Here is a 26,187-nt window from a genome sequence, read left to right on the forward strand (position 1 = left end):
CTCTCCCGCGGGGATTCCCCCGTGGGACACCGTCGGCCCAACCCGGGCCGTCAGTCATGCTCTTGAGTTGGTGGCCGCTCAGCCGGCCAGCTGCCGGCTCGCCTCGGCCAGCCGGTCCGCGATGGTCCCGCTGATGACCTCGTCGCCGATGCGCACCTGGATGCCACCGAGGACCTCCGGGTCGACGTCCAGGTTGAGGTGGACGCCCTTCCCGTACAGCCTGGCCAGCGCATCGCCGAGACGCTGCTTCTGCCGGTCGTTGAGCGGCACCGCGGAGGTGACCTCCGCGACGACGCGGTTCCGGCGGTCCGCGGCCAGCTTGGAGAGGGCGGTGAGCCCTGCCTCCAGGCTACGGCCTCGCGGCGCGGTGACGAGGCGGACGACCAGCCGCTCGGTGACCGGGTTGGCCCGGCCGCCCAGCAGACGGCGCAGCAGCTCGGCCTTGGCGGACCGCTCGGCGACCTTGTCGGTCAGCGCGGAGCGCAGACCGGGGTTCGAGTCGACGATCCGGCCGAAGCGGAACAGCTCGTCCTCGACGTCGTCCAGCTGGCCGGCCCGCTGGGCGGCTGCCAGGTCGGCCGTCGCGGCCAGCTCCTCCAGTGCGTCCACCAGGTCGCGCGAGGACGACCAGCGCGAGCGGACCATGCCGCTCACCAGGTCGGCGCTGTCGGCACCGACCTGTCCGCCGAGCAGACGCCCGGCCAGCTCGGCCTTGGCCTGGCCGCCCTGCGCCGGGTCGGTGAGGACCCGGCGCAGCGAGACCTCGCGGTCGAACAGCGCGGTGACGGAGGCAAGGTCCCCGGCCAGCTTCGCGGCGTCGACCGAGGCGCTGTCCGCCAGCGCGTTGAGGTTCTCGCGTGCCGAGGCAAGGGCCTCGCGGCTCGCTCCGTTCATCGCGTGACCTCAGCCTTCGTCGTGTCGGCCGGCTTGGCCTCGAGCGCGTCGAGGAACCGGTCGATGGTGCGCTCCTGTCGGGCGGAGTCCTTCACGGACTCGCCGACGATCCGGTCGGCCAGGTCGATGGCCAGCTTGCCCACGTCCTGACGGAGCGAGGCCGCGGCGGCCTGGCGGTCCGCCTCGACCTGGGCGTGACCGGCAGCGATGATCTCCTCACGCTGCCGCTGGCCCTCGACCCGCATCTCGGCGACCATCGCGGCGCCCTGCTCCTGCGCGTCCTGGCGCAGCTGTGCGGCCTCGTTGCGGGCCTCGGCGAGCTGCGCGCGGTAATCGTCGAGAACCTGCTGCGCCTCGTCCTGGGCGGCCTTGGCCTTCTCCAGACCGCCCTCGATGGCCACCCGGCGCTCGTCCAGGACCTTGTTCAGGTTCGGGAGGAGCTTCTTGCCCAGGAAGAAGAGGACGATGAGGAAGGCGAGCAGGCCGATGACAAGCTCCGGCATCGGCGGGAGGAACGCGGGTTCCGTCTCCTCCGACGCCAGCGGTACCAGGGCGATCACATCAGTGCCTTTCGTCGCGTAATGAGTGGCCGTCTACGGATCAGCTGTAGACGAAGCCCATGACGAGGCCGATGAGGGCGAGCGCCTCACAGAGGACGAAGCCGAGGATCTGGTTGGCGCGGATCAGGCCGGCCGCCTCGGGCTGACGGGCGAGGGCCTGGGTGCCGTTACCGAAGATGATGCCGACGCCGACGCCGGGGCCGATGGCGGCCAGGCCGTAGCCGACCGACGCGACGTTGCCGACGAGGTTCTCCTTGGCACCGGCGGCGAGGTTGACCATTTCGAGAGCAGCGGACATGCCGTTACTTCCTTCTCTTTCACGGACCGGTGGGGGTTGGCCACCGGACGTCTGGGGGTCTGTGGGGAGGGTCTGCTCAGTGGTGCTTTGCGAGAGCGCCCTGAATGTAGGAGCAGGCCAGGAGCACGAAGACGTACGCCTGAAGGGCCTGGATAAACATCTCGAAGACGGTCAGCAGGATGACCATCACGAAGGAGACACCGGCGTAGGCGATGCCGATCCCGTTCAGCAGGTACCAGCTGGCGATCGTGAAGATCAGCAGCAGCACGTGGCCCGCGAACATGTTGGCGAAGAGCCGCACGGCGTGGGTGAAGGGCCGGATCAGCAGGTTGGAGAACAGCTCCAGAACCATGACCAGCGGAAGAACCCAGCCGAGTTCCTTGTTGTAGCCGCTGATGTTCTTGATGCCGCCGATGAAGCCGTGCCGCTTGAACGTCAGGGGCACCCAGATCAGGTAGACCAGCAGGGCCAGACCCGCCGGGTAGGCGATGATCGACGTCACCGGGAACTGGGCGACCGGGATGATCGACCAGAGGTTCATCATCCAGATGAAGAAGAACAGCGAGACCATGAGGGGGACGTACTTCTCGCCCTCCTTCTTCCCCAGGGCCTCGTAGACGATCCCCTTGCGGATGAAGTCGTAGCCCGCTTCACCGACCATCTGGAGCTTGCCGGGGACCAGCTTGGCCCGGCCGAAAGCGGCCCAGAGGAACACGATCGTGATGACCGAGCCCAGGACGGCCAGGAGCATCGGCTTGTTGACCTCGATACCGCCGACGGTGAACAGCGGCTCGAACACAAAGGAGTGGAGCCCTGGCGTCGGGAAGCCGCACCCGTCGAAGATGTGGCAATCGGTCTCGAAGGCGAGCATTTGGTCAGCACTCACCGCGAGCTCCTTCAGCGTGGCGCATAGGTACGGCAACCTCGTTGTGTCGGCGCGGCAAGCAGCCACGGAACGGCACTGGACTGGTCTTACGGTTAGGGGTGCGGCAGGTCGGCCGGTGGCCGGGAGCCATCGCGGGCATCAGCTGCGCGGACCGCCGATTCGCTCCCGCCGGAAGCGGGGACCCGGCTGTCTGCGTCCGCTGCACCTCAGATGGCACCGGACGATAGCAGGTGAGCACCTGGGCGTTTATCCCGGCCCTACCTGTCATGACGGAGACTCCGCCGGCGCGGGCTTCTTCGCGTCGGCGGCGGCCTCCGGATCGACGTAGAGGATCTTCATCTTCATGTGGGCACGCAGCTGTGCGGCGACCCACACCAGGGTCCCGGCGAGCACGGAGAAGGCGAAGGCCCGCGGGTTGAAGAGCGTCGTGTCCTTCAGGACGCCGAGGAGGACGGCGATCACCAGGAACTGCACGGCGTAGAGCGCGAGGCCCATCATCTGGAAGACCTGCGGCCATTGGCGCGCGGTCCGCTGGAGCATGTAGAGGCCCAGGGACATGTTCGCCAACGCCAGGAGGATCCCCGCAGCGGCCCCGATGCCACCCTTCCCGCCCGCCACCGCGAAACCGATGGCGACGGCGACAGCCCCCGCGACAAGGGTCGGGACGGCGCACTGAAGTAGCGTTCGGGCGTCGTTGGCCTGCATGAAGGGTCTCTCCGGCGGATTCGGAAGCAACGATTCGTCGGGGACGAGCGTATCCCGGTGGTGGGCGCGACCTCGCGACGAAGGAACCGCCGGGGGGCGCTCCACTACGGTCCTTCGGCTCTGCCACGGGTTTCGTGAACGGTATCACAAACTATTTGATGAGGTCTTTACCTATATCGTGTGCCGCCTGTCACACACAAGAGTCAAGCCGCCCGTCATTGTGCTGACGAGCGGCCTGTTCTCTGATAGAAGCCCGCGGTCTGCCTGTCGGCAGGTGGGCTAACGGTGGGTGCTGATGTTGCGGGCGTGACTGAACCGTGAGCGGTCGCCGACGGCCGTGGCACCGTGCAGCCCCGCCGGCACCGGCTCCTGCTCCTTCTCGTCGACGGCCGGTGTCTCTTCCGGCGCCTCCGTCGCCACAAGCCCCTCGGGACCCTCCTCCGCCCCATGAGCGGACGCCCCGGCCCGGCGTTGCCGGTAGCGGGGCGGCACCAGGCGCTCGGCCCAGCGCGGGGCCCGCGGCCGGAAGCGCGGCATCAGCAGCAGCACCAGGCCGACGGCGCTGAGCGCGACGATCAGCAGCAGCACCATGACCGCCGAGTTCACCGAGTACGCCACCGTGCCGAAGGCGATGAGCGCCGACCAGAAGTACATGATCAGCACGGCCCGGCTGTGCGAGTGGCCGATCTCCAGCAGCCGGTGGTGCAGGTGGCCGCGGTCGGCCGCGAACGGCGACTGACCGTTCCACGTCCGGCGCACGATCGCCAGCAGCAGGTCCGCGGCCGGGACGGCGATGATCGTCAGCGGCAGCAGCAGCGGGATGTAGACCGGCACCGTGGCCTGGACGGTCGCCTTCTCCGAGCCGGTGAAGGTGCCCAGCAGGTCGGGGTCGACCTGACCGGTGATGGAGATCGCCCCGGCGGCCAGCACCAGCCCGATGAGCATCGAGCCCGAATCGCCCATGAAGATCCGGGCAGGATGCATATTGTGCGGCAGGAAGCCCAGGCACATACCGATCAGGATCGCCGCGAACAGCGTCGCCGGGGCGGCCGCCTCCACGTTGTGCCCGTACCAGAGCCGGTACGCGTAGAGGAAGAACGCCGCCGCGGCCAGGCACACCATGCCCGAGGCGAGGCCGTCCAGGCCGTCCACGAAGTTCACCGCGTTGATGGTGATGACGACCAGCGCGACGGTCAGCAGGGTGCCCTGCATGGGGGTCAGGACCACCGTACCGACGCCCGGTACCGGCAGCCAGAGGATCGTCAGACCCTGGAGCACCATCACACCGGCGGCGATCATCTGTCCGCCGAGCTTCACCAGGGCGTCCACGCCCCACTTGTCGTCCAGCACCCCGAGCAGCCAGATCAGCCCGGCGCCCGAGAGCAGCGCCCGCGGCTCGTTCGAGGTCTCGAAGACCTGCTTGAGGCTCGACAGATGGGAGGCCACCAGCAGCCCCGCGCAGAGACCGCCGAACATGGCGATCCCGCCGAGCCGCGGCGTCGGTTCGCGGTGCACGTCACGCGCCCGGATCTCGGGCATCGCGCCCGCCGCGATGGCGAACTTCCGCACCGGGCCCGTGAGCAGATAGGTGACCGCCACGGTGACGCACAGCGTCAGCAGGTATTCACGCACGGGCTGCCCCAGGGATCTCGCCGGACATCACAGCCCAACACCATATTCGCGTCCGGTCCTGATCCGTGAATGCAGATGAAGACGTTCACCACCCCCTGATGGTTGCGAGCGACCTGACGTTTGCGAGCGACGCGCAAACGATCATGCCAGCGCAGGATACGGCGGAAAGTCCGCCGTCAGTTCCGCGACCGCCTCCCGGAGCCGGGCCCCCTGCTCCTCGCCCCGGAGCGCCGCCCCCATGAGCGCCGCCACCCGCGCCATCTCCGGCTCGCGCATCCCCTGCGTGGTCACCGCCGCGGTGCCCAGCCGCAGGCCCCGGGCCCCGCCGTGGCCCAGACCGCAGACGTCCAGCACGATGCCCGCCACCGCCAGCCTCCCGCGGGCCGCCGTGGCCTCCAGACCGAGCCCTGCGGCGTCCGCGGTCACCAGGTGGGTGTCCGTACCGCCGGTGGCCACCGAGAGCCCCTGCCCGGCCAGGGCGGCCGCCAGGGCCCGCGCGTTCGCCACCACCTGATGGGCGTACCCGGTGAAGGCCGGCGCCGCCGCCTCCCCGAACGCGACCGCCTTCGCCGCGACCGTGTGCATCTGGGCGCCGCCCTGCGTGAACGGGAACACCGCCCGGTCCACGCGGTCCGCCGACCGTGCCCCGCACAGCAGCATCCCGCCGCGCGGGCCGCGCAGCACCTTGTGCGTGGTGGCGCACACCACATCCGCGTACGGGACCGGATTCGGTGCCGCTCCCCCGGCCACCAGCCCGATGGGGTGCGCCGCGTCCACGATCAGGAAGGCGTCCACCTCGTCGGCGATCTCGCGGAAGAGCGCGTAGTCGATGTGGCGCGGGTACGAGATCGAACCGCAGACGATCGCGCGCGGCCGCAGCTCGCGGGCGAGGTCCCGCACCCGGTCGTAGTCGATGAGCCCGGTGTCCTCCCGGACCCCGTAGCCCGTGAAGTCGAACCACCGCCCCGAGAAGTTCGCCGGCGACCCGTGCGTCAGATGACCGCCCTCCCGCAGCCCCATCGCCAGCACCCTGTCCCCCGGCCTCAGCAGCGCCGCGTACGCCGCCAGCACCGCCGCCGACCCCGAGTGCGGCTGCACATTCGCGTGATCCGCCCCGAACAGCGCCTTCGCCCGCTCCGTCGCCACCCGCTCCGCGAGGTCCACCACCTCGCATCCGCCGTGGTGGCGCGCCCCCGGATACCCCTCCGCGTACTTGTTCACCAACGGCGACCCCAGGGCCGCCAGCACCGCCGGCGACGTGAAGTTCTCGGCCGCGATCAGCTGCAGGCCCGTGCTCTGCCGTCTCGCCTCGCCGAGGAGGATGCCGGCGATCTCGGGGTCCTGTCGCATCAGCGCGTCGGTCGCTGCTTCGGCCCTGGAGGGTGCGGGGGTGACGGGCATCGGAGGCTCCGTGCGGTGGACGGGTGAGCGCCGTACTCACCACCCAATGTAGGCCGGGTGGGTGCGCGATGCGCTGCGGGAGGGGTGCCCCGGTCCCGCCCTTTCACCGTTTCTTGCAGGGGCTGCGCCCCCACACCCCCGCGAAGCGCGCTGCGCGCTCCCCCAGAGGGGGTACCCCCAGTCCTCAAACGCCGGACGGGCTATTCAGCCCGTCCGGCGTTTGAGGACAAGCGGCGAAGCCGCTTTCACGGGGTCCGGGGCAGGGCCCCGGGAATCGGCGAAGGGGCGGGACCGGGGCACCCTCAACCCGCCGGCACCCCGGTGAGCGCCGTCACCACAGGATCCAGCGCCTGCTGAATCTCATCCCCGATCGACCGGAAGAACGTGATCGGCGCCCCATAAGGATCATGCACCTCATCCGCCTCCGCGTCCGGCGCCAGCAACCACCCCCGCAACGCCGCAGCCGCCTGCACCAACGCCCGGGCCCGCTCGACAACCCCCCCGACCTGGTCGGGACCGGGCAGCGTGACGGGATCGATGGCCCGCACCAGCCGGGTGAACTCCTTGAGGGTGAAGGTGCGCAGCCCGGCGGAGTGCCCCATGGAGATCACCTGGGCCCGGTGGTCACGGGTGGCGGTGAGCACCAGATCGGCACGGATGACGTGCTCGTCCAGCAGCTCCCGCCCGGTGAACCCGTGCGGATCGGCGCCGAAGTCGGTCAGCACGGTGGCGGCGTGGGCCTCCATGGGCGCACCCTCGTGCCCCCAGGTGCCGGCGCTCTCGACCACGAGCCCGCCCGGGCCGCCGAGACGCTCGGAGAGGGCATGGCGGGTCAGCCGCTCGGTGATGGGCGAGCGGCAGACGTTGCCGGTGCTGACGTGGAGGATGCGGAAGATGTCGGTGCTCGTCCCCGGTCCCGCTATGCCACGCCCCTGCGGGGCGATCAATTCGCCACCTCGAGGTCGGGTACCACCTCGCGGAGCTGCTCGGCGCTGATCGCACCGGCCCGCAGCAGCACCGGCACCTTGCCGGTGACGTCGACGATGGAGGACGGCACGTCGGCGGGGGTGGCACCGCCGTCGAGGTAGACGGAGACGGAGTCGCCGAGCATGTCCTGCGCGGCGTCGCAGGTCTGCGGCGCCGGGTGGCCGGTGAGGTTGGCGCTGGAGACGGCCATGGGGCCGAACTCGGTGAGCAGCTCGATGGCGACCGGGTGCAGCGGCATCCGGACCGCGACGGTGCCGCGGGTCTCGCCCAGGTCCCAGGTCAGCGACGGCTGGTGGTTGGCGACGAGGGTGAGCGCGCCGGGCCAGAAGGCGTCGACGAGCTCCCACGCCTGCTCGGAGAAGTCGGTGACGAGCCCGTGCAGGGTGTTCGGGGAGCCGACGAGGACGGGCGAGGGCATGCCCCGGCCGCGGCCCTTGGCCTGGAGGAGGTCGCCGACGGCTTCCCGGCTGAAGGCGTCCGCACCGATGCCGTACACGGTGTCGGTGGGCAGCACGACCAGCTCGCCGCGGCGGACCGCGGCGGCCGCTTCGCGCAGACCGGTCCTGCGGTCGGTCGCGTCGCCGCAGTCGTATCGCCGAGCCATTGAGCCAACCTCCTCGTACGGGGCAAATGTCTGATGTGCCGCGGTGGTCACGGCAGGGCCTTCCGGGCCGTCGCGAACCGGGGCCGGTTGTTCAGGTCGGGGTGGTCGGCCGCGTCGGCCCAGCCCCGCTCCTCGGTGAAGATCCACGGCACCTGGCCGCCCTGGGTGTCGGCGTGCTCGATGACGACGACGCCGCCGGGGCGCAGCAGCCGGTGGGCGGTGCGCTCCAGGCCGCGGATGGTGTCGAGGCCGTCCTCGCCCGAGAACAGGGCGAGCTGCGGGTCGTGGTCGCGGGCCTCGGGGGCGACGTACTCCCACTCGGTCAGCGGGATGTACGGCGGGTTGCTGATGACCAGGTCGACCTGGCCGTCGAGCTCGGGGAGCGCCTCCAGGGCGTTCCCGTGGTGCAGCTGGACGCGCGAGCCCTCGACGTTCTTGCGCGCCCAGGACAGGGCGCCCTCGTCCAGTTCGACGGCGTGCACGCGCGAGCGCGGCACCTCCTGGGCGAGGGCCAGGGCGATGGCCCCGGAGCCGGTGCACAGGTCGACGATCAGGGGCTCGACGACGTCCATGGCGCGGACCGCGTCTATGGCCCAGCCGACGACCGATTCGGTCTCCGGCCGGGGGACGAAGACGCCGGGTCCGACCTGGAGTTCCAGGTAGCGGAAGAAGGCGCGGCCGGTGATGTGCTGGAGGGGTTCGCGGGCCTCGCGGCGGGCGACGGCCTCCCAGTAGCGGGCGTCGAAGTCCGCGTCGGCGACCAGGTGCAGCTCACCCCGCTTGACGCCGTGCACGAAGGCCGCGAGCTCCTCCGCGTCGAAGCGCGGGGAGGGTACGCCGGCGTCGGCCAGCCGCTGGGTGGCCTGTGCCACCTCGGCGAGCAGCAGGTTCACTGGACCTTCCTCCTGTTGCGCTCCATGTTCGGACCCTCCACGCTCCCCACGGACCTACTGGGCGGCCGCGAGCTTGGCCGCCGAGTCGGCGTCGACGCACGCCTGGATGACCGCGTCCAGCTCGCCGTCGAGCACCTGGTCCAAGTTGTACGCCTTGAAGCCGACCCGGTGGTCCGAGATGCGGTTTTCCGGGAAGTTGTACGTCCGGATCTTCTCGGAGCGGTCGACGGTGCGGACCTGGCTGCGGCGCGCGTCCGCGGCCTCGGCCTCGGCCTTCTCCTGCGCGGCGGCGAGCAGCCGGGAGCGCAGGATGCGCAGGGCCTGCTCCTTGTTCTGGAGCTGGCTCTTCTCGTTCTGGCAGGAGGCCACGACACCGGTCGGCAGGTGGGTGATGCGCACGGCCGAGTCGGTGGTGTTGACGGACTGGCCGCCGGGGCCGGACGAGCGGTAGACGTCGATCCGCAGGTCGTTGGGGTTGATCTCGACGTCGATCTCCTCGGCCTCGGGCGTGACGAGCACACCGGCGGCGGAGGTGTGGATGCGGCCCTGGGACTCGGTGGCCGGCACGCGCTGGACGCGGTGCACACCGCCCTCGTACTTCATCCGGGCCCAGACGCCCTGGCCGGGCTCGGGGGTGACGTTGCCCTTGGTCTTGACGGCGACCTGGACGTCCTTGTAGCCGCCGAGCTCGGACTCGGTGGAGTCGATGATCTCGGTCTTCCAGCCGACGCGCTCGGCGTAGCGGAGGTACATGCGCAGCAGGTCACCGGCGAAGAGCGCCGACTCGTCGCCGCCCGCGCCCGCCTTGATCTCCAGGATGACGTCCTTGTCGTCGCTGGGGTCGCGCGGGACGAGCAGCAGGCGCAGCTTCTCGGTGAGCTCCTCGCGCTGCTTCTCCAGCACCTTGACCTCGGCGGCGAAGTCGGGGTCGTCGGCCGCGAACTCGCGGGCCGTGTCGATGTCGTCCGCGGTCTGCTTCCAGGAGCGGTACGTGCCGACGATCGGGGTCAGCTCTGCGTAGCGCTTGTTGAGCTTGCGGGCGTTGGCCTGGTCCGCGTGGACGGCGGGGTCGGCGAGCCGCTTCTCGAGGTCGGCGTGTTCGCCGATCAGTTCCTCGACTGCCTCGAACATCAAGATTCCCTAAGCGAAGGTGACGGACCTGCTGGACGACAAAGCGCCGGTGCGGCCGCCCTCGCGCGAGGGACGGCCGACCGGCGCCTGCGGGTCGCTACTTCTTGGCGGACCCGGCGTTCTTGCCGAAGCGGGCCTCGAACCGCGCCACACGGCCACCGGTGTCGAGGATCTTCTGCTTGCCCGTGTAGAACGGGTGGCACTCGGAGCACACGTCGGCACGGATGGTGCCGTCGGCGACGGTGCTACGCGTGGTGAACGAGGCGCCACAGGTGCAGCTGACCTGGGTCTCGACGTACTCCGGGTGGATGTCGCGCTTCAAGGGGTTCTCCTAGGTTCGGGAGGGCACCGGGTCGTGCGGCGGGATTGCCGTACGTGAACCGGGGCCGACGTACCAGTCTGCCAGTACCGGCCGCATCCCCCAAAACGGGGGTCGGGAGCCCGTTATTCCCGGGCTCCCGGGCGGGCCGGCCGGGCTCATCTGACCACGTCGTCCGCGTCCGTCTTCGTGCCGTCGCCGTCCTTGAGCGCGGACGCCGGGATGGGCCGGTCGTCGTGGAGCGCCTTCCAGATCTGCTTGGCCGACTGGAGCGGGACCACGCGGTTCTTGTCCAGGGGGTCGGTGGTCACCGGGAGCGTCGTCATATGCATGTCCGACGACCCGATGCCCTTGAGCCCGTTGGCGAAGGAGAGCAGCTTCTTCACCGAGGCCAGGTCGGAGTCGGTGGTCAGCGCCTTGGTGGCGGTGTCCGCGATCCCGTAGAGCTTGGTCGGGCTGGTGAACAGGCCGACGGACTTCACCTGGTCGATGAGCGCCTTGATGAACGCCTGCTGGAGCTTGATCCGGCCGAGGTCGCTGCCGTCGCCGACGCCGTGCCGGGTACGGACCAGGCCGAGGGACTGCTCGCCGTTGAGGGTGTGCTTCCCGGCCGGGAGGTCCAGGTGGCTCCACTTGTCGCGGATCGGCTTGGTGGTGGTGACCTCGACGCCGCCGAGCTTGTCGATGAGCTTCTGGAAGCCGGCGAAGTCCACTTCGAGGTAGTGGTCCATCCGGATCCCGGTCATGGCCTCGACGGTCTTCACGGCGCAGACGGCGCCGCCCACGGAGTACGCGTCGTTGAACTGCGCCCGCCGGACGGCCGGGCTGGTCTTGCCGTCGAGGGTCTTGCACTGCGGCCTGGGGACCATGGTGTCGCGCGGGATGCTGACGACGCTGGCCTTCTTGTGACCCGCGTAGACGTGGACGATCATCGCGGTGTCGGAGCGGGAGCTGCCCTCGTCCCGGCCGAACTTCTTGTTGTCGCCGGCCCGGGAGTCGGAGCCGAGGACGAGGATGTCCTGCGAGCCGTTGTCCACGTCGTCGGGGCGGTCGGTGCCGAGCGCGGAGTTGATGTCGACGCCGTGCAGATTGCCGTTGAGCTTGAAGTAGACGTATCCGAGTCCGGAGCCGCCCAGGACGACCAGTGCCGCGGCCGTCCAGAGGGCTATTCGCCAGCCCGTGCGGCGCGCACGGGGTTTGCGCCTGCGGCCACGGGGTCCGCCGGGGCGCCGACGGCGCGATCCCGCCTCCGTACCCCTGGTCTCGTCCGCCATACGCTCCTCAGTCCTCCGCTGGTGTCGGCTTCCCCCCTGCCGCCCGGATCAGGCGCGGTCCTCGCCACGTTCAGACGGCGAGGTCTGCGACAGGGTTGCACGGAGCCGTGTGAGCGCCTTCTGAGGAACGGCTCGGGCAGATGGGCACAACAAACCCGCCCACACCCCCTGCCACCTGCGATTTCACCCGTCGCATCAGGACTTGGGCGGGACCGTATCGGCGGCTGCCCCTGTGGCGGAAGTCTCAGGAGGTCACGAGGAGGACTCGGCAAGATCACGAAGGGAACACCCCGGAAACGCGGAACCTCCCCGCCACTTCCGTGACGGGGAGGTTCCGGGACGACGTCCGGCCGGGGCCGGTCAGCCGTGTCAGTCGTTGCCGTTGCCCGGGGCGGGCGCGGTCTTGGCGATCTGCATCAGGAACTCGGCGTTCGACTTCGTCTGCTTCATCTTGTCGAGGAGCAGCTCGATGGCCTGCTGCGAGTCCAGCGCGTGCAGCACCCGGCGGAGCTTCCAGACGATCGCCAGTTCCTCGCCGCCGAGCAGGATCTCCTCCTTGCGGGTGCTGGACGGGTCGACGTCCACCGCGGGGAAGATGCGCTTGTCGGCGAGCTTGCGGTCGAGCTTGAGCTCCATGTTGCCGGTGCCCTTGAACTCCTCGAAGATCACCTCGTCCATCCGCGAGCCGGTCTCGACCAGCGCGGTGGCCAGGATGGTCAGCGAGCCGCCGTCCTCGATGTTGCGCGCGGCACCGAAGAACTTCTTCGGCGGGTAGAGCGCGGTCGAGTCGACACCACCGGACAGGATGCGCCCGGAGGCCGGGGCCGCCAGGTTGTAGGCGCGGCCCAGACGGGTGATGGAGTCGAGCAGGACGACCACGTCGTGACCCAGCTCCACGAGGCGCTTGGCGCGCTCGATGGCCAGTTCGGCGACGGTGGTGTGGTCCTCGGCCGGACGGTCGAAGGTCGAGGAGATGACCTCGCCCTTGACCGACCGCTGCATGTCGGTGACCTCTTCCGGACGCTCGTCGACCAGGACGACCATCAGGTGGCACTCGGGGTTGTTGGTGGTGATCGCGTTGGCGATCGCCTGCATGATCATGGTCTTGCCGGTCTTCGGCGGGGCCACGATCAGACCGCGCTGGCCCTTGCCGATGGGGGCGACCAGATCGATGATACGGGTCGTCAGAACGCCCGGGTCGGTCTCCAACCGCAGCCGGTCCTGCGGGTAGAGCGGGGTCAGCTTGTGGAACTCGGGGCGGCCGCGGCCGGTTTCGGGCGCCATGCCGTTCACCGAGTCCAGCCGCACGAGGGCGTTGAACTTCTCACGCCGCTCGCCGTCCTTCGGCTGCCGGACCGCACCGGTGACGTGGTCACCCTTGCGCAGGCCGTTCTTGCGGACCTGGGCGAGGGAGACGTACACGTCGTTCGGGCCCGGCAGGTAGCCGGAGGTCCGGATGAACGCGTAGTTGTCGAGGATGTCGAGGATGCCCGCGACGGGGATCAGGACGTCGTCCTCGGACAGCTGCGGCTCGCTCGCGAACTCGTCACGGCCGCGACGGCCCCGACGGTCCCGGTAACGGCCGCGCCGGCCGCGCCGGCCGCCCTCGAAGTCGTCCTCGTCCTGCGGCGGGCCCTCGGCGCGCCCCGCGCGCTGCTGCTGGCGGTTGCCGCCCTGCTGGCCGGCACCGGCGCCCTCGTCGCCACGGCCGCGACGGTCGCGCTGACCGCGCTCGCCACGGTCGCCGCGCTCCCCGCGCTCGGCACGGTCGCCCCGCTCACCGCGGTCGCCGCGCTCCCGGCGGTCGCCCTTCTGGGCGCGCTCGCCGCGGTCCTGGCGGTCGGCCTTGCCGCCCCGGCCCTCGGCGGTGTCCACCGCGGCCTCGGGCTTCTCCGAGGTCAGCACCTCGGTACGGGCCTCGGCGCGCGCCTCGGCACGGGTCTCGCCCGCGGCCTCGGGGGCACCCGCGGGGGCGGTGGCGCGACGGCGGCGGCGCTCACCGGCCGGCGCCTCCTCGCTGCCCGGCTGTCCCGGGATCTCGATCTGCTGCTGGGCGGCGGAGGCCTGGTCGGCGGCCTTCTCGGCGGCCTCGCCGGTACGGGCCCGGGAGGTGGCCCGGCGCTTCGGCTTCTCCGCCGGCTGGTCCGCGGCCTGCTCGGCGGCGGGCTTGGCAGAGGCGCCGGAGCCGGCCTGCCTCTCCTTGATGACCTCGATCAGCTGGCCTTTGCGCATCCGCGCGGTGCCCTTGATGCCGAGGCTGGAGGCGAGCTGCTGGAGCTCGGCCAGGACCATGGCGTCGAGGCCCGTGCCCGAGCGTCGCCGCCGAGGGGCGGCGGAAGCACCGGTGGCGGGCGCGGCGGGAGCGTCCGTGGCGGGCGCGGAGGCATTGCCGGCGGCACTCTGCTTGGTGGCGGCGGCGTTCACGCCCATCAGATCGGTGGTGTCGCTCACGAAGGGGTCCTTCCCTGGAGCGGGCGTCGGCCTGTCTGGCTCGGCGACCGGTTGTGCTGTCCGGCTGCGGTCCTGCTTGCGGACCGGGCCGGGGCGGTGGTCCGCCGCGGTACGGCGGAAGAATCAGTGCATTGATGCCGGCGTGAAGGAATCAGTGAAGACATGACGCATCACTTCACTCATGTCGCCCCACGCCGATTCCGGAGCGTGCTCGAATCTGCTCAGGCAGTCTGGGAGGCTCCCGGAAGAAAAGCGGTCCCTGATCGGGACACAGAGCACCGAGCCGATGTGGCTTCGGGTGCAGACTTGAGGTTAACACTACCGGATCCCACAAACATTCCCCCTCTCAAAGACCGGCAACCGCGTTTTTCCGCGGTGCCTTCCTCGGCGGCGTACCACCGCGTCCGCCCCTGTTCAGGCGAGCGGCAGCACGCTCGCCCCCCCGGCGTCGAGGGCCAGCCGGTTGGCCGCCCACCCCTCGCCCGCCAGCCGTGCGACCTTCTCGGCCGCACTGTCCTCGACCAGCGCGAGCACCGTGGGGCCCGCGCCGGAGACGACCGCGGGGACGCCGTCCGCCCGCAGTCGGTTGACCAGGGCCACGCTCTCCGGCATCGCCGGGGCGCGGTACTCCTGGTGAAGCCGGTCCTCAGTGGCCGGCAGCAGCAGCTCGGGGCGCCTGGTGAGCGCCTCGACGAGCAGTGCCGCCCGGCCGGCGTTGGCCGCCGCGTCCACATGGGGGACCTGCCGCGGCAGCAGCCCCCGCGCGGTCTCGGTCGCCACGGGACGGCCGGGTACGAAGACCACCGGAACGATGGAATCGGCCGGGTCCATCCGCACCGCCCGGGCCGCTCCCCCGTCCATCCAGGCCAGGGTGAATCCGCCGAGCAGGCAGGCGGCGACATTGTCCGGGTGGCCCTCGATCTCCGTGGCCAGCTCCAGCATCGCCGTCGCGTCGAGCCGCTCGGCCCCGCCTATGGTCACCGCCCGGGCGGCGACGATGCCGGCGCAGATCGCGGCGGCCGAGGAGCCCAGGCCCCGGCCGTGCGGAATGCGGTTCGCGCAGACCACCTCCAGGCCGCGCGGCTGGCCGCCCAGCAGGTCGAACGTGGTGCGCAGGGACCGTACGAGCAGGTGACTCTCGTCGCGCGGGAGCGAATCGGCGCCCTCGCCGGCGATGTCGATGTGCAGCCCGGATTCGGCCACCCGGACCACGACGTCGTCGTAGAGGCCCAGGGACAGACCGAGGGCGTCGAAGCCGGGACCGAGATTGGCGCTGGTGGCGGGGGTGCGCACTCGGACGGCGGCGGCGCGGAAGGCGGGACCGGCCATCGCTCGATGACTCTCCTTGATGTGGCCTTGGTAGGGCGTGCGACTTCCGCAAGGGCCGCGACGGCGATGCCGCATGGAGGGCGGCTTGGGTCAGCGACGGGGCGGAGTGAGCACAGCCTATCGAAGGAAGGTTCTGTGGCGACATAGGGCGCACAGGAGGCGCGCGATGCGTGTCGCACGCCAAACCGTGCCCCATGTCGGCTTTGGCGGACTTTCGTCGGGGTTGTGACCTGGGGATATGCGGTTCCGGGCGGAGCGGACCGGGGTTTCCCGGGCTCCGCTCCCGGGGGCCGGGGGCGGGTTCCCGGGGCCGGTCGGCGGGTGAGCGCCCCCCGGCGGGCGGAGTGCGCCGGGCGGCCGGACGGGCCGGGGCGGCCTGGTGTGATGCCTGATGCGGGCCTGGTGCGGGCCTGGTGCGCGGCCGCCTCCCGGGGGTGGCGGCCGCGCGGACGGTCCCGGCGCGCCCTACGCGAGCCCGAGCCGCTCGGCAGCGGCCGCCGCGTCCACCGGCACGGTCACCGGCTGCGGAGCACCGGCCACCGCCCAGTCGGGGTCCTTGAGGCCGTTGCCCGTGACCGTACAGACGATGCGCTGGCCCGGATCGACCTTGCCCTGCTCGGCCGCCTTCAGCAGACCGGCGACGCTCGCCGCCGAGGCGGGCTCGACGAAGACGCCCTCCTGTGCGGCCAACAGCCGGTAGGCGGCGAGGATCTGGCGGTCGGTCACCTCGTCGATGTGCCCGCCGGACTCGTCGCGCGCCTGCTCGGCGAACCGCCACGAGGCGGGGTTGCCGATCCGGATGGCGGTGGCGATGGTGTGCGGCTCCTTCACCGGCTCGCCGCGCACGATCGGCGCCGAGCCCGCCGCCTGGTAGCCCCACATCCGGGGGGTGCGGGCGGCGATGCCGTCGGCGGCGTACTCCCGGTACCCCTTCCAGTACGCGGTGATGTTGCCCGCGTTGCCCACCGGCAGCACATGGATGTCCGGGGCGTCGCCGAGCGCGTCCACGATCTCGAAGGCGGCGGTCTTCTGGCCCTCGATACGCACCGGATTGACCGAATTCACCAGCGCCACCGGGTAGTTGTCGGCCAGGCTGCGCGCCAGGTCGAGGCAGTCGTCGAAGTTCCCGGCCACCTGGAGGATGCGGGCGCCGTGCACCAGCGCCTGGCCCATCTTGCCGAGCGCGATCTTGCCCTCGGGCACCAGGACGGCACAGACCATCCCGGCCCGGACGGCGTAGGCCGCGGCGGAGGCGGAGGTGTTGCCCGTGGAGGCGCAGATGACGGCCTTCGCGCCCTCCTCCTTCGCCCGCGTGATGGCCATCGTCATGCCGCGGTCCTTGAAGGAGCCCGTGGGGTTGGCGCCCTCGACCTTGAGGTGCACCTCACAGCCGGTGCGCTCGGAGAGCACCTGGGCGGGCACCAGGGGCGTGCCGCCCTCGCGCAGCGTCACCACGGGCGTGTCCGCCGAGACGGGCAGGCGGTCGCGGTACTCCTCGATGATGCCGCGCCACTGGCGGGTGGCGGGACGGTTGTTCCCAGACATGGCTGACACGCTTTCTCTTGCTCCCCTACTCACCTTCGACACGCATGATGCTCGCGACGCCACGCACCGTGTCCAGCCTGCGCAGCGCGTCGACCGTGGCGGACAGCGCGGCGTCGGGGGCCCGGTGGGTGACGACGACCAGCGACGCCTCCCCGTCCTTGCCCTGCTGGCGGACGGTGTCGATGGACACCCCGTGCTCGGCGAAGACCGTGGCGACCTGGGCGAGGACGCCCGGTTTGTCGGCGACGTCGAGGCTGATGTGGTAGCGCGTGACCACCTCGCCCATGGGGCTGACGGGCAGCCGCGCGTACGCCGACTCGCCCGGTCCCGTGGTCCCGCCCAGCTTGTTGCGGCAGACGGCGACCAGGTCGCCGAGGACCGCGGAGGCCGTCGGCGAACCGCCGGCGCCCGGTCCGTAGAACATCAGCTGCCCGGCCGCCTCGGCCTCGACGAACACCGCGTTGTACGCCTCGCGCACCGAGGCCAGCGGGTGGCTCAGCGGGATCATCGCGGGGTGGACGCGGGCGGTGACCGACCGGCCGTCGGCCGCCCGCTCGCAGATGGCCAGCAGCTTGATGGTGCAGCCCATCTCCTTCGCGGAGGCGAAGTCGGAGGCCGTGACCTCGGTCATGCCCTCGCGGTGGACGTCGTCCAGCCGGACGCGGGTGTGGAAGGCGATGCCCGCCAGGATCGCGGCCTTCGCGGCGGCGTCGAAGCCCTCGACGTCCGCCGTCGGGTCCGCCTCGGCGTAGCCGAGCGCCGTGGCCTCGTCGAGCGCCTCGGAGTAGCCGGCGCCGCTGGAGTCCATCTTGTCGAGGATGAAGTTGGTGGTGCCGTTGACGATGCCGAGCACCCGGTTGACCTTGTCACCGGCCAGGGACTCGCGCAGCGGCCGGATCAGCGGGATCGCCCCGGCGACGGCGGCCTCGTAGTAGAGGTCCGTGCCGTGCTGCTCGGCGGCGGCGTGCAGGGCGGCGCCGTCCTCGGCGAGCAGCGCCTTGTTGGCCGAGACGACGCTCGCGCCGTGCTCGAAGGCCGTGGTGATCAGGGTGCGCGCCGGCTCGATGCCGCCGATGACCTCGACGACCACGTCGATGTCGCCCCGTTTGACCAGCGCGGTGGCATCGGTGGTGATCAGCTCGGCGGGCACTCCGGCCCGGACCCGGCTCGGCCGGCGGACGGCGATGCCGGCCAGCTCGACCGGGGCGCCGATCCGGGCCGTGAGGTCGTCCGCGTGCGTCGTCATGATGCGCGCCACCTCGGAGCCGACCACTCCACAGCCCAGCAGCGCCACTTTCAGCGGACGCGTACGCATCATCCGACCTCGTTTCCTGTACATCTTGGGTGGTACACCAGTCTCACTCACCGGTCGGAGGGTTTCCCTCCCCCGTCCAGTATCCGAGATTCCGCCGTCCGGCAGGCGGGGTTTCCGGTGGGTGGGCCGACGCCCCGGCGGGCGCCGGCCCTGTGCGGCCGCGTTGCGGCCTTGTGCGGCCGCGTGCAACCGCGGGATCAGCCGACGGACCGGCCGACTGATTCGACCGACCGATCAGCTCCGGCCGATCAGCTCCGACTGATCAGCCGACGTCGAGTCGGAGGAGGTCCTCCTCCGTCTCGCGCCGGACGATCACCCGGGCCGTGCCGTCCTTCACCGCCACGACCGGGGGCCGCAGCGCGTGGTTGTAATTGCTGGCCATCGACCGGCAGTAGGCACCGGTCGCGGGCACGGCGAGCAGGTCGCCGGGGGCGACGTCGGCCGGCAGGAAGGCGTCGCGGACGACGATGTCGCCGGACTCACAGTGCTTGCCGACCACCCGGGAGAGCATCGGCCCGGCCGTCGAGGTACGGGACACCAGCGCCACCGAGTAGTCGGCGTCGTAGAGCGCGGTACGGATGTTGTCGGACATACCGCCGTCGACGCTGACGTACGTCCGCAGCCCCGGCAGCTCCTTGACCGTCCCCACCTCGTACAGCGTGAAGGCGGTGGGACCGACGATCGCGCGCCCCGGCTCGACAGACAGCCGCGGCACCGCGAGTCCGGCCGCCGCGCACTCCCGCTCGACGATGTCGCGCAGCGCGGCCGCGATCTCGTGCGGCTCGCGCGGGTCGTCCTCCGGGGTGTAGGCGATGCCCAGGCCACCGCCGAGGTCGATCTCGGGCAGCTCGACGCCGTGCTCGTCACGGATCTCGCCGAGCAGGCCGACGACGCGGCGCGCCGCGACCTCGAAGCCCGAGGTGTCGAAGATCTGCGAGCCGATGTGCGAGTGGATGCCGATGAGTTCGAGCCCGTCCAGCTTGAGCACCCGGCGCACGGCCTCGGCGGCCTGCCCGCCCGCCAGCGGCAGCCCGAACTTCTGGTCCTCGTGGGCCGTCGCGATGAACTCGTGGGTGTGCGCCTCGACGCCGACCGTGACCCGGATCTGCACCCGCTGCCGCTTCCCGGCCCGCTGGGCGATGTGCGCGACGCGCACGATCTCCTGGAAGGAGTCGACGACGATCCGGCCGACGCCGGCCTCGACGGCCCGGGTGATCTCCTCGATCGACTTGTTGTTGCCGTGCAGGGCGATCCGCTCGGCGGGCATGCCCGCGTCGAGCGCGGTGGCCAGCTCGCCGGCGGAGCAGACGTCGAGGTTGAGCCCTTCCTCGGTCAGCCAGCGCACGACGGCCCGGGACAGGAACGCCTTCCCCGCGTAGAAGACGTCCGCCTCCTCGCCGAACGCGTCCCGCCAGGCCCGGCAGCGGGCGCGGAAGTCGTCCTCGTCGAGGAAGTAGGCGGGGGTGCCGAACTCCTCGGCCAGCCGCTTGACGTCCAGCCCGCCGACGGTGGCGACGCCCTCTGCGTCCCGGGAGACGGTGCGGGACCACACGCGCGGGTCGAGGGCGTTGAGGTCGGCGGGCGGCGTCGGGTAGTGGCCCTCGGGCAGGACGTCGGCGTAGCGGGGCCCGGCGGGGTGGGCGGAGCGGCTCATGGCGCTGATCTCCTCGGTTGCTCAGAGACGTGCGGGTGCGGTGATGCCGAGCTGGTGGAGGCCGTCGGCGAGCACCTTGCCCGTGGCCTCGGCGAGGGCCAGGCGGGCGCGGTGGACGACCGAGGGTTTCTCGTCCCCCCGGGGCAGCGTCGTACACGACGTCTGCCAGCGGAGGAAGGCGTCGGCGAGGCGCTCCAGGGCCCGGGCGAGCCGCTCGGGGTCGCGGACGGCGACGATGCGGGGGTGGTCGGCGAGCGCGGCGAGGAGGGGGGCGGAGCCGTCCCCGAAGTCGTCGACGCTGTCGTCGACGTCCGGCCCGAATCCAAGATCACGGGCGTTACGGATCAGGCTGAGGCAGCGCGAGTGGGCGTACCGCACACGGAAGAGGGGGTTGCCGTCCCGCTGCACCAGCAGCAGGTCGCGGTCGAGGCCGGGCGGGCTGAGCAGGCTCCAGCGCGCGGCGTCGGACCCCAGGCGCCGGACGAGGGCGGCGGGCGGGTGCACCGGAAGCGGCTCCCGGTCCGCCGGCCGGCCGAGGACGTCCCGGACGAGGCGGGCCCGCGAGTGCCCTTGGAGGGTGATGTTGAGAAATCCGGGCCCGGCGATCTCGACCCGGGCGATGCCGGGTTCGCGCACCAGCCGGCGCCGCAGTACCTCCGCCACGTCCCGCGCGGGCCGGCCGCTCTCCTTGGCCAGCCGCAGGGCGACGTTGGTCGCGTAGTCCCCGCATCCCGGGTGCGGCGGCACCCGGACCCCGACCGTCGCCGGCACCACGGCGCACAGCTCGTCGGCCTCGACGGCACGACGCACGGTGCGCAGCACGGCACGGGAGAGATCTGCGGGGGTCATAGGGCCAAGCCTAGGGGAGGAAGCGGGTCACTCCGCCAGCCGGTTTCCCCGATGTTCCCCTGATGTCCCCCTGCCCCGTTGTCAGGGCCATCCAGCGGGCCGCACCACGGCCTCGGCATCCCCCGACGCGGCCGCCTCCGGCACCCCCGTCTCCCCCTCGCCCCCACGGCTCAGCAGCAACCTCCGCACCAGCCGCACCATCTCCGCCGGTTCGAAGGGCTTCGCCAAAAACGCGTCCACCCCCGCCGACCGCCCGCTCTCCACCTCCAGCTGCGTACACGCGCTGATGATGGCGACGGGTATGTCCCGCGTCCGCGCGTCGGCCCGCAGCCGCGCCGCCGTCCGCAGCCCGTCGAGCCGCGGCATCACGAAATCCAGAGTCACCACATCGGGACGCACGCGGTGCACGATCTCCAGGCACTCGGCACCATCGGCCGCGGTCACGACCTCGAAGCCCTCCAGCTCGAGGTTGACCCTGATCAACTGCCGGATGACCCTGTTGTCGTCGACAACGAGGACCCGGCCGGGCACGCCAGGCACACCCCGAGAGTAGGCGCGCCCACCGCGCCGCGTCCGGGTTTTCCCCACTTCCACCCCACCGGGGCGACCACCCCCGACTCCCCCCAAGATCCCCCACCCCACCGCACCCATCCCTCCCACCGCCCCTCCCCCATCCCCCCGCGGAACCCGTTACGGATCACCCGCCCGGAGCTGGTAATGTTCTTCCTGTCGCCGCCACGAGCGAGCGACACGCCCCCGTAGCTCAGGGGATAGAGCAACGGCCTCCGGAGCCGTGTGCGCAGGTTCGAATCCTGCCGGGGGCACTTCACTTGAAGTGCCGGAAGACCCCGCCACCAGCGAGAACGCTGCGGCGGGGTTTCTTCGTGTATGCGGACGACTGCTGGTCGATGAACGGGGGTTGCTCCCATTCGAGGGAGTGAGCCGTGCATACGTTATGTCAGCCACCTGGCAGCGCCATGACCGCGTCATCACTTTGTGTCATTCAACTGACACGGAAACGGTCTCCTCGCGCAGCGCCGCGTTCTCCCACGGACGTTTCAGTTCGAAGTGCAGGGTCAGCTCGCCCGGCCGTTCACCCGCGCGGAAGCGGAAATACTTGCGTCGCGTGGCCCCGATGCCTTCGGGTGCCTCGTTCGCGTACCCCTGGTCGATGAGGGCGACGCCTTCCCCGGGCTCCCGCGCCTGCCAGACGTAGCCGCTGGACGGGACCTCGTCGAGGTGGACCGTGAATTCACTGCCGCACTGAGTGTTGATGACCGGCTGCATGCTGTCACCCCTGATGTTGCTGCCCGGTCTTCCGGGTCATACGGTCATATTGGGGCTGATTCCCCATGAAGGCCAATAGGGGGTCGATGGTGGGGGCGGTGGGGGGCGATGGATGGGGGGCCAAGTTCAGATCAACTCTTCTCCCACAACGCTCAGGAGCGCGCCATGACCAAGGCCGAACACTCCGGAAACGGACACCGCATCCTGAACTGCCGCCCGTCCCGCGAGACCGAGAACGACTGGCGGTTGCGCCATGCCGAGGCCGCCGGGCTGACGGCGGCGCCGGTGGCGGCGCCTCCCGCTGAGGTGGACCTTCGCGAAGGCTGGTGGAAGGTCAACGACCAGAAGGACACGGGTTCTTGCGTCGGGTGGGCGACGGCGGACTCGATGCTGCGGTGGCATTTCGTCAAGGTCGGGCAGCTGGACCGGAGTGCCCTGCTGTCCTCCCGCTTCATCTGGATGTCGTCCAAGGAAACCGATGAAATCATGTCGGCGCCGACGACGTTCATCGAGCAGGAGGGCACCACGCTGAAGGCGGCGGTCGAAGTGGCGCGGAAGTTCGGGGTGGTCGACGCCGAGACGCTGCCCTTCGACGCGGGAAAGCTGTTCCAGGGCGAGACTGAGGAGTTCTACGCGCGGGCGGCGCGTCGGCGCATTGCCGCGTATTTCAATCTCGGCAATGATCCCGACAACTGGCGCACCTGGATGGCCTCGGGAGGCGGTCCCATTCTCACCCGGCTCGACGTCGACCGCACCTGGGACTCGGCCAACGCCAACGAAGGGCGGCTGGACGTCTACAAGCCCTACCCGCCGAAGGAAGCGCGCGGCGGACATGCCGTGGCCTTCGTCGGATACACGAGCGAGGGACGCTTCATCGTGCGCAACAGCTGGGGCACGGGCTGGGCCGACGGCGGCTTCGCCTACGCCACGGAGGAGTACGCGAAGAAGGCGTTCACCGAGACGTATGGCGTCTCCCTCGGCCATCCCCTGTGACGGACGGAAGTGGCGTACCGGAAGACCCCGCCCCCGGTCGGCAGAACCGCGGGAGCGGGGTCTTCGCGGGACGGTGGTCACCACATGGGGTGCCAGGTGGGCGGCCGAGTGCCGGACCAAGTGGGGGCGGGGGTCGCGGAATCGCACCACGTGGGAGCCGCTGTGAGGGTGGTGGGAGGTGGTGGTGAGGTCCGGGTGGTGAGGACAGTGAGGAGGGCCGCCAGGTCCTCCGGGGTCGGGTGGCCGCGGGTGATGCGGATGGGGTCGGTCACTGCGGCTGGTTCCCGTGTTTGCGGCTGGGCAGGGGGGCCTTCTTGGCGCGGAGCATGGCCAGGGCGTCGATCAGCCGGACGCGGGTCTCGGCGGGGTCGATGATGTCGTCCACCAGGCCGCGTTCGGCGGCGTAGTAGGGGTGCATGAGCTGGTCGCGGTACTCCTCGATGCGTTCCCTGCGGGTGCGTTCGGCGTCGTCGGAGGCGGCGATCTCGCGGCGGAAGATGACGTTGGCGGCGCCCTCGGCGCCCATGACGGCGATCTCGTTGGTCGGCCAGGCGAGGGACAGGTCGGTGCCGATCGAGCGGGAGTCCATGACGATGTAGGCGCCGCCGTACGCCTTGCGCAGGACGAGGGAGATCCGGGGGACGGTGGCGTTGCAGTAGGCGTAGAGCAGTTTGGCGCCGTGGCGGATGATGCCGCCGTGCTCCTGGTCGACTCCGGGCAGGAAGCCGGGCACGTCGACCAGGGTGACGAGGGGGATGTTGAAGGCGTCGCAGGTCTGGACGAAGCGGGCGGCCTTCTCGCTGGCGTGGATGTCGAGGACGCCGGCCAGGGAGGCGGGCTGGTTGGCGACGATGCCCACGACGTGGCCGTCGAGGCGGGCCAGGGCGCAGAGCACGTTGGCCGCCCAGAGCTCGTGGACCTCGAAGTACGCGCCGTCGTCGACGATCTCCTCGATCACCCGGCGCATGTCGTACGAGCGGTTGGGGTCGGCCGGCACCAGGTCGGTGAGGGCCTCGGTGCGGCGGTCGGCCGGGTCGCTGGAGGGCTCGACGGGGGGCAGTTCGCGGTTGTTGGAGGGCAGCAGGGACAGCAGGTAGCGGACGTCCTCCAGGCAGCTCTCCTCGTCGTCGTAGGCGAAGCCGGAGACGCCGGAGACCTTGGCGTGGGCGTCGGCGCCGCCCAGGTCGTCCTGGGAGATGACCTCGCCGGTCACCGCCTGCACCACATCGGGGCCGGTGATGAACATCTGGGAGGTGCCGCGCACCATGAAGACGAAGTCGGTGAGGGCGGGCGAGTAGGCGGCGCCGCCGGCGCAGGGGCCGAGGATCACGCTGATCTGCGGAAGGACACCGGAGTTGCGCACGTTGCGCTGGAAGATGCCACCGTAGCCCGCCAGCGCGCTGACGCCCTCCTGGATGCGGGCGCCCGCCCCGTCGCAGAGCCCGACCACCGGCGCACCGGCCGCCTCGGCCAGGTCCATCAGCTTGTGGATCTTCTCGGCGTGCGCCTCGCCCAGCGCCCCGCCGAAGATGCGGAAGTCGTGCGCGTAGACGAACACCGTCCGGCCGTGCACCTTGCCCCAGCCGGTGACCACACCATCGGTGTGCGGGCGTTTGAACTCCAGGCCGAAGCCGCTCGCCCGGTGCCTGCGGAACGGCTCCACCTCCGTGAAGGTGCCCTCGTCGAAGAGCAGCTCGATGCGGCGGCGCACCGTCAGCTTGCCCTTGGCGAGCTGCGCTTCCGTGGCACGGGCGTCGGGGCCCTGGAGGACGGATTCCCTGAGCGCGGCCAGTTCCGCCACGCGGTCGCTCGTACGGGCCGCGGGGGGCGGGCCGGCGGCCGTGCCGTCGTCCTGTGCCGTGCGGTCCAGGGGCATTTCCTGGGTGATGCTCATCGCGCGTGGACGCCCTTCGTGTGATGCGGCCCCCGGTGGTCCGGTTCGCGACGCGTTCCGGGGGACGTGCTCGGACCTTCCGGGTCGAGCCTGCGGCGGGCCGCTCAAAGCGGACTCGAAATTCCCTCGATCTCGAAATGCGGCGTCCGCAGCCAAAGCCGGGTGCGGTCACGGGTCGCCCGCCCTTGAGCCGGGCTCCGGGTGCTTTCCAGGGCGGCTCCAGGGGAATTCACCAGGATTCCGGTGGTCGATTCGCCCTCGGAAAGGACGGAACACCTTGTCCGCACAGCCGCCCGAGCATCACGTCGAACACGAGGTCACCGTACGCGTACCGGCCGCCGCGGCCTTCTCGGCCGTCGAGAACGTCCTGGACTGGCCGGTCCTCCTGCCGCCCATGGTCCATGTCGAACCCATAGGGACAGGCGGGTCCGACGGGCCCGACCGGATCAAGGTCTGGGCTTCCGCGGGCGGCGACATCAAGACCTGGACCACCGGCCGTGCCGTGGACCACCGCCTGCTGCGCGTGACGTTCGTCCAGGAGGCGTCGCCGCCGCCGCTGGCGGCGATGTCCAGCGAGTGGAGCGTCGAGCCCCGGGGCGAGCGGGAGTGCGCGGTCCGCATCCGGCACCGGTTCCGGCTGCCGACGGGCATGGACGAGCGGCTCGCCCCGCTCCGTACGGCGATGAGCGACAACACCGCCGCCGAACTGCGCGCGCTGAAAGGTGTGTTGGAGCGACGCGACACCGCTGACACGGTCCGGTGGGAGGAGTCGGCGCGGGTGCGCGGTGGAGTGGCGGAGGCGTACGCGTTCCTCCGCGCGCCGCGGGAGTGGCCGGGGCGTGTGGCGGGTGTGGCGGACGTGACGCTCACCGAGCCGGCGCCGGACGTGCAGATCGTCGCGACCAACGACAGCGCGGCGGGCCAGGAGCCCCGGACGGCCTGTGTGCGGGTGCTCCTCCCGGACGCGCGCCTCGTCTTCAAGAGCCTCGCACCCGGGCCCGGACTGACCGCACACACCGGTGAGTGGCGGCTCGAACCCGCGGACGACGGCACGACGACGGTCGTCTGCCGCCATACGGCCGTGCTCACCCCGGACGCGGTGGCAGCCGGGCGGCGGGACGAGGTCCTGGCGGAGGCCGGCGGGGCGAGCCGGGCGCTCCTGGGCGCGCTGGGGAGCGGCGTGCGGGTAGCGTGAACAGCCCATGCGTGAACAGCCCCCTCCCCCTGCGGAAGGGGCTGTTCTCCCCTGCGGAAGGGGCTGTTCACATGGGCCGGAACTCACATGG

The 26,187-nt window shown here is 71.0% G+C and carries 25 protein-coding genes and 1 tRNA gene; 3 read left to right on the forward strand and 23 right to left on the reverse strand.

The window, feature by feature from the left end:
- Positions 1 to 78: 78 nt before the first annotated feature.
- From HN013_RS21495 to HN013_RS21590, 20 genes are all read right to left on the reverse strand, one after another.
- Positions 79 to 894, reverse strand: coding sequence for a F0F1 ATP synthase subunit delta (locus HN013_RS21495; RefSeq protein ID WP_171168671.1), 816 nt, complete (start codon positions 892 to 894; stop codon positions 79 to 81).
- The gene (locus tag HN013_RS21500) at positions 891 to 1,454 is read right to left on the reverse strand and encodes a F0F1 ATP synthase subunit B (RefSeq protein WP_171168673.1); all 564 of its coding nucleotides are present in this window, start codon (positions 1,452 to 1,454) and stop codon (positions 891 to 893) included. Before HN013_RS21500 ends, HN013_RS21495 begins: the two co-directional genes overlap by 4 nt.
- Before the next feature lie 40 nt (positions 1,455 to 1,494).
- A complete protein-coding gene (locus tag HN013_RS21505; protein ID WP_171168675.1) occupies positions 1,495 to 1,752 on the reverse strand; it encodes a F0F1 ATP synthase subunit C in 258 nt (85 codons plus the stop codon).
- 76 nt (positions 1,753 to 1,828) lie between these two features.
- Positions 1,829 to 2,623 carry a F0F1 ATP synthase subunit A gene (gene atpB, locus HN013_RS21510; RefSeq protein ID WP_171168810.1) on the reverse strand — a complete coding sequence of 265 codons (795 nt, stop codon included), beginning with the start codon at positions 2,621 to 2,623 and terminating at the stop codon, positions 1,829 to 1,831.
- 279 nt (positions 2,624 to 2,902) lie between these two features.
- On the reverse strand, positions 2,903 to 3,343 hold the full coding sequence (locus tag HN013_RS21515; RefSeq protein ID WP_171168677.1) for a hypothetical protein: 441 nt from the start codon (positions 3,341 to 3,343) through the stop codon (positions 2,903 to 2,905).
- Positions 3,344 to 3,622: 279 nt separating this feature from the next.
- Entirely contained in the window at positions 3,623 to 4,975 is a 1,353-nt protein-coding gene (locus HN013_RS21520; protein WP_312018675.1) for an MraY family glycosyltransferase, read from the reverse strand.
- Positions 4,976 to 5,116: 141 nt separating this feature from the next.
- Positions 5,117 to 6,376: a serine hydroxymethyltransferase gene (gene glyA, locus HN013_RS21525; RefSeq protein ID WP_171168679.1), complete on the reverse strand. Its 1,260-nt coding sequence runs from the start codon at positions 6,374 to 6,376 to the stop codon at positions 5,117 to 5,119.
- 302 nt (positions 6,377 to 6,678) lie between these two features.
- Positions 6,679 to 7,323 (reverse strand): protein-tyrosine-phosphatase, encoded by a 645-nt coding sequence (locus HN013_RS21530; protein ID WP_171168680.1) that lies wholly within the window; start codon positions 7,321 to 7,323, stop codon positions 6,679 to 6,681.
- Positions 7,320 to 7,967 carry an L-threonylcarbamoyladenylate synthase gene (locus HN013_RS21535; RefSeq protein WP_171168688.1) on the reverse strand — a complete coding sequence of 216 codons (648 nt, stop codon included), beginning with the start codon at positions 7,965 to 7,967 and terminating at the stop codon, positions 7,320 to 7,322. Before HN013_RS21535 ends, HN013_RS21530 begins: the two co-directional genes overlap by 4 nt.
- Positions 7,968 to 8,014: 47 nt before the next feature.
- Positions 8,015 to 8,860 carry a peptide chain release factor N(5)-glutamine methyltransferase gene (gene prmC / locus HN013_RS21540; RefSeq protein ID WP_171168690.1) on the reverse strand — a complete coding sequence of 282 codons (846 nt, stop codon included), beginning with the start codon at positions 8,858 to 8,860 and terminating at the stop codon, positions 8,015 to 8,017.
- A gap of 54 nt (positions 8,861 to 8,914) precedes the next feature.
- A complete protein-coding gene (prfA, locus tag HN013_RS21545) occupies positions 8,915 to 9,991 on the reverse strand; it encodes a peptide chain release factor 1 (protein ID WP_171168692.1) in 1,077 nt (358 codons plus the stop codon).
- 97 nt (positions 9,992 to 10,088) lie between these two features.
- On the reverse strand, positions 10,089 to 10,313 hold the full coding sequence (gene rpmE, locus HN013_RS21550; protein WP_004953295.1) for a 50S ribosomal protein L31: 225 nt from the start codon (positions 10,311 to 10,313) through the stop codon (positions 10,089 to 10,091).
- Between the two features lie 155 nt (positions 10,314 to 10,468).
- Positions 10,469 to 11,584, reverse strand: coding sequence for an LCP family protein (locus HN013_RS21555; protein ID WP_171168694.1), 1,116 nt, complete (start codon positions 11,582 to 11,584; stop codon positions 10,469 to 10,471).
- Positions 11,585 to 11,953: 369 nt separating this feature from the next.
- Positions 11,954 to 14,035 carry a transcription termination factor Rho gene (gene rho / locus HN013_RS21560; RefSeq protein WP_171168696.1) on the reverse strand — a complete coding sequence of 694 codons (2,082 nt, stop codon included), beginning with the start codon at positions 14,033 to 14,035 and terminating at the stop codon, positions 11,954 to 11,956.
- Positions 14,036 to 14,449: 414 nt separating this feature from the next.
- On the reverse strand, positions 14,450 to 15,364 hold the full coding sequence (thrB, locus tag HN013_RS21565; RefSeq protein ID WP_171168697.1) for a homoserine kinase: 915 nt from the start codon (positions 15,362 to 15,364) through the stop codon (positions 14,450 to 14,452).
- A 465-nt stretch (positions 15,365 to 15,829) separates the two neighbouring features.
- On the reverse strand, positions 15,830 to 16,909 hold the full coding sequence (gene thrC, locus HN013_RS21570; RefSeq protein WP_171168698.1) for a threonine synthase: 1,080 nt from the start codon (positions 16,907 to 16,909) through the stop codon (positions 15,830 to 15,832).
- Between the two features lie 25 nt (positions 16,910 to 16,934).
- Complete coding sequence (locus HN013_RS21575; protein WP_171168699.1) at positions 16,935 to 18,227, reverse strand: homoserine dehydrogenase; 1,293 nt, start codon at positions 18,225 to 18,227, stop codon at positions 16,935 to 16,937.
- A 259-nt stretch (positions 18,228 to 18,486) separates the two neighbouring features.
- The gene (gene lysA, locus HN013_RS21580; RefSeq protein ID WP_171168700.1) at positions 18,487 to 19,878 is read right to left on the reverse strand and encodes a diaminopimelate decarboxylase; all 1,392 of its coding nucleotides are present in this window, start codon (positions 19,876 to 19,878) and stop codon (positions 18,487 to 18,489) included.
- Between the two features lie 21 nt (positions 19,879 to 19,899).
- Positions 19,900 to 20,727, reverse strand: coding sequence for an ArgS-related anticodon-binding protein NrtL (gene nrtL, locus HN013_RS21585; RefSeq protein WP_171168701.1), 828 nt, complete (start codon positions 20,725 to 20,727; stop codon positions 19,900 to 19,902).
- Between the two features lie 81 nt (positions 20,728 to 20,808).
- On the reverse strand, positions 20,809 to 21,378 hold the full coding sequence (locus HN013_RS21590) for a PleD family two-component system response regulator (protein WP_212764652.1): 570 nt from the start codon (positions 21,376 to 21,378) through the stop codon (positions 20,809 to 20,811).
- 101 nt (positions 21,379 to 21,479) lie between these two features.
- Here HN013_RS21590 and HN013_RS21595 point away from each other — a divergent pair.
- Positions 21,480 to 21,551 (forward strand) — tRNA-Arg (locus HN013_RS21595).
- A gap of 175 nt (positions 21,552 to 21,726) precedes the next feature.
- Here the strand turns inward: HN013_RS21595 and HN013_RS21600 are convergent.
- Positions 21,727 to 22,014, reverse strand: a complete 288-nt coding sequence (locus HN013_RS21600; protein WP_171168702.1) for a protease inhibitor I42 family protein — start codon at positions 22,012 to 22,014, stop codon at positions 21,727 to 21,729.
- A 165-nt stretch (positions 22,015 to 22,179) separates the two neighbouring features.
- Here HN013_RS21600 and HN013_RS21605 point away from each other — a divergent pair, with 165 nt between their 5' ends.
- Positions 22,180 to 23,007 carry a C1 family peptidase gene (locus HN013_RS21605; protein WP_171168703.1) on the forward strand — a complete coding sequence of 276 codons (828 nt, stop codon included), beginning with the start codon at positions 22,180 to 22,182 and terminating at the stop codon, positions 23,005 to 23,007.
- A 77-nt stretch (positions 23,008 to 23,084) separates the two neighbouring features.
- Here the strand turns inward: HN013_RS21605 and HN013_RS34190 are convergent, their stop codons facing one another.
- Positions 23,085 to 23,279 (reverse strand): acyl-CoA carboxylase subunit epsilon, encoded by a 195-nt coding sequence (locus HN013_RS34190; protein WP_171168704.1) that lies wholly within the window; start codon positions 23,277 to 23,279, stop codon positions 23,085 to 23,087.
- Complete coding sequence (locus HN013_RS21615) at positions 23,276 to 24,901, reverse strand: acyl-CoA carboxylase subunit beta (RefSeq protein ID WP_171168705.1); 1,626 nt, start codon at positions 24,899 to 24,901, stop codon at positions 23,276 to 23,278. Before HN013_RS21615 ends, HN013_RS34190 begins: the two co-directional genes overlap by 4 nt.
- Positions 24,902 to 25,178: 277 nt before the next feature.
- On the opposite strand from HN013_RS21615, the gene HN013_RS21620 reads away from it, so the two are divergent.
- Positions 25,179 to 26,096 (forward strand): SRPBCC family protein, encoded by a 918-nt coding sequence (locus HN013_RS21620; protein ID WP_171168706.1) that lies wholly within the window; start codon positions 25,179 to 25,181, stop codon positions 26,094 to 26,096.
- Positions 26,097 to 26,187: the final 91 nt, after the last annotated feature.

Origin of the sequence: Streptomyces sp. I05A-00742 (assembly GCF_013055795.1) — a bacterium.
Taxonomy (GTDB): domain Bacteria; phylum Actinomycetota; class Actinomycetes; order Streptomycetales; family Streptomycetaceae; genus Streptomyces.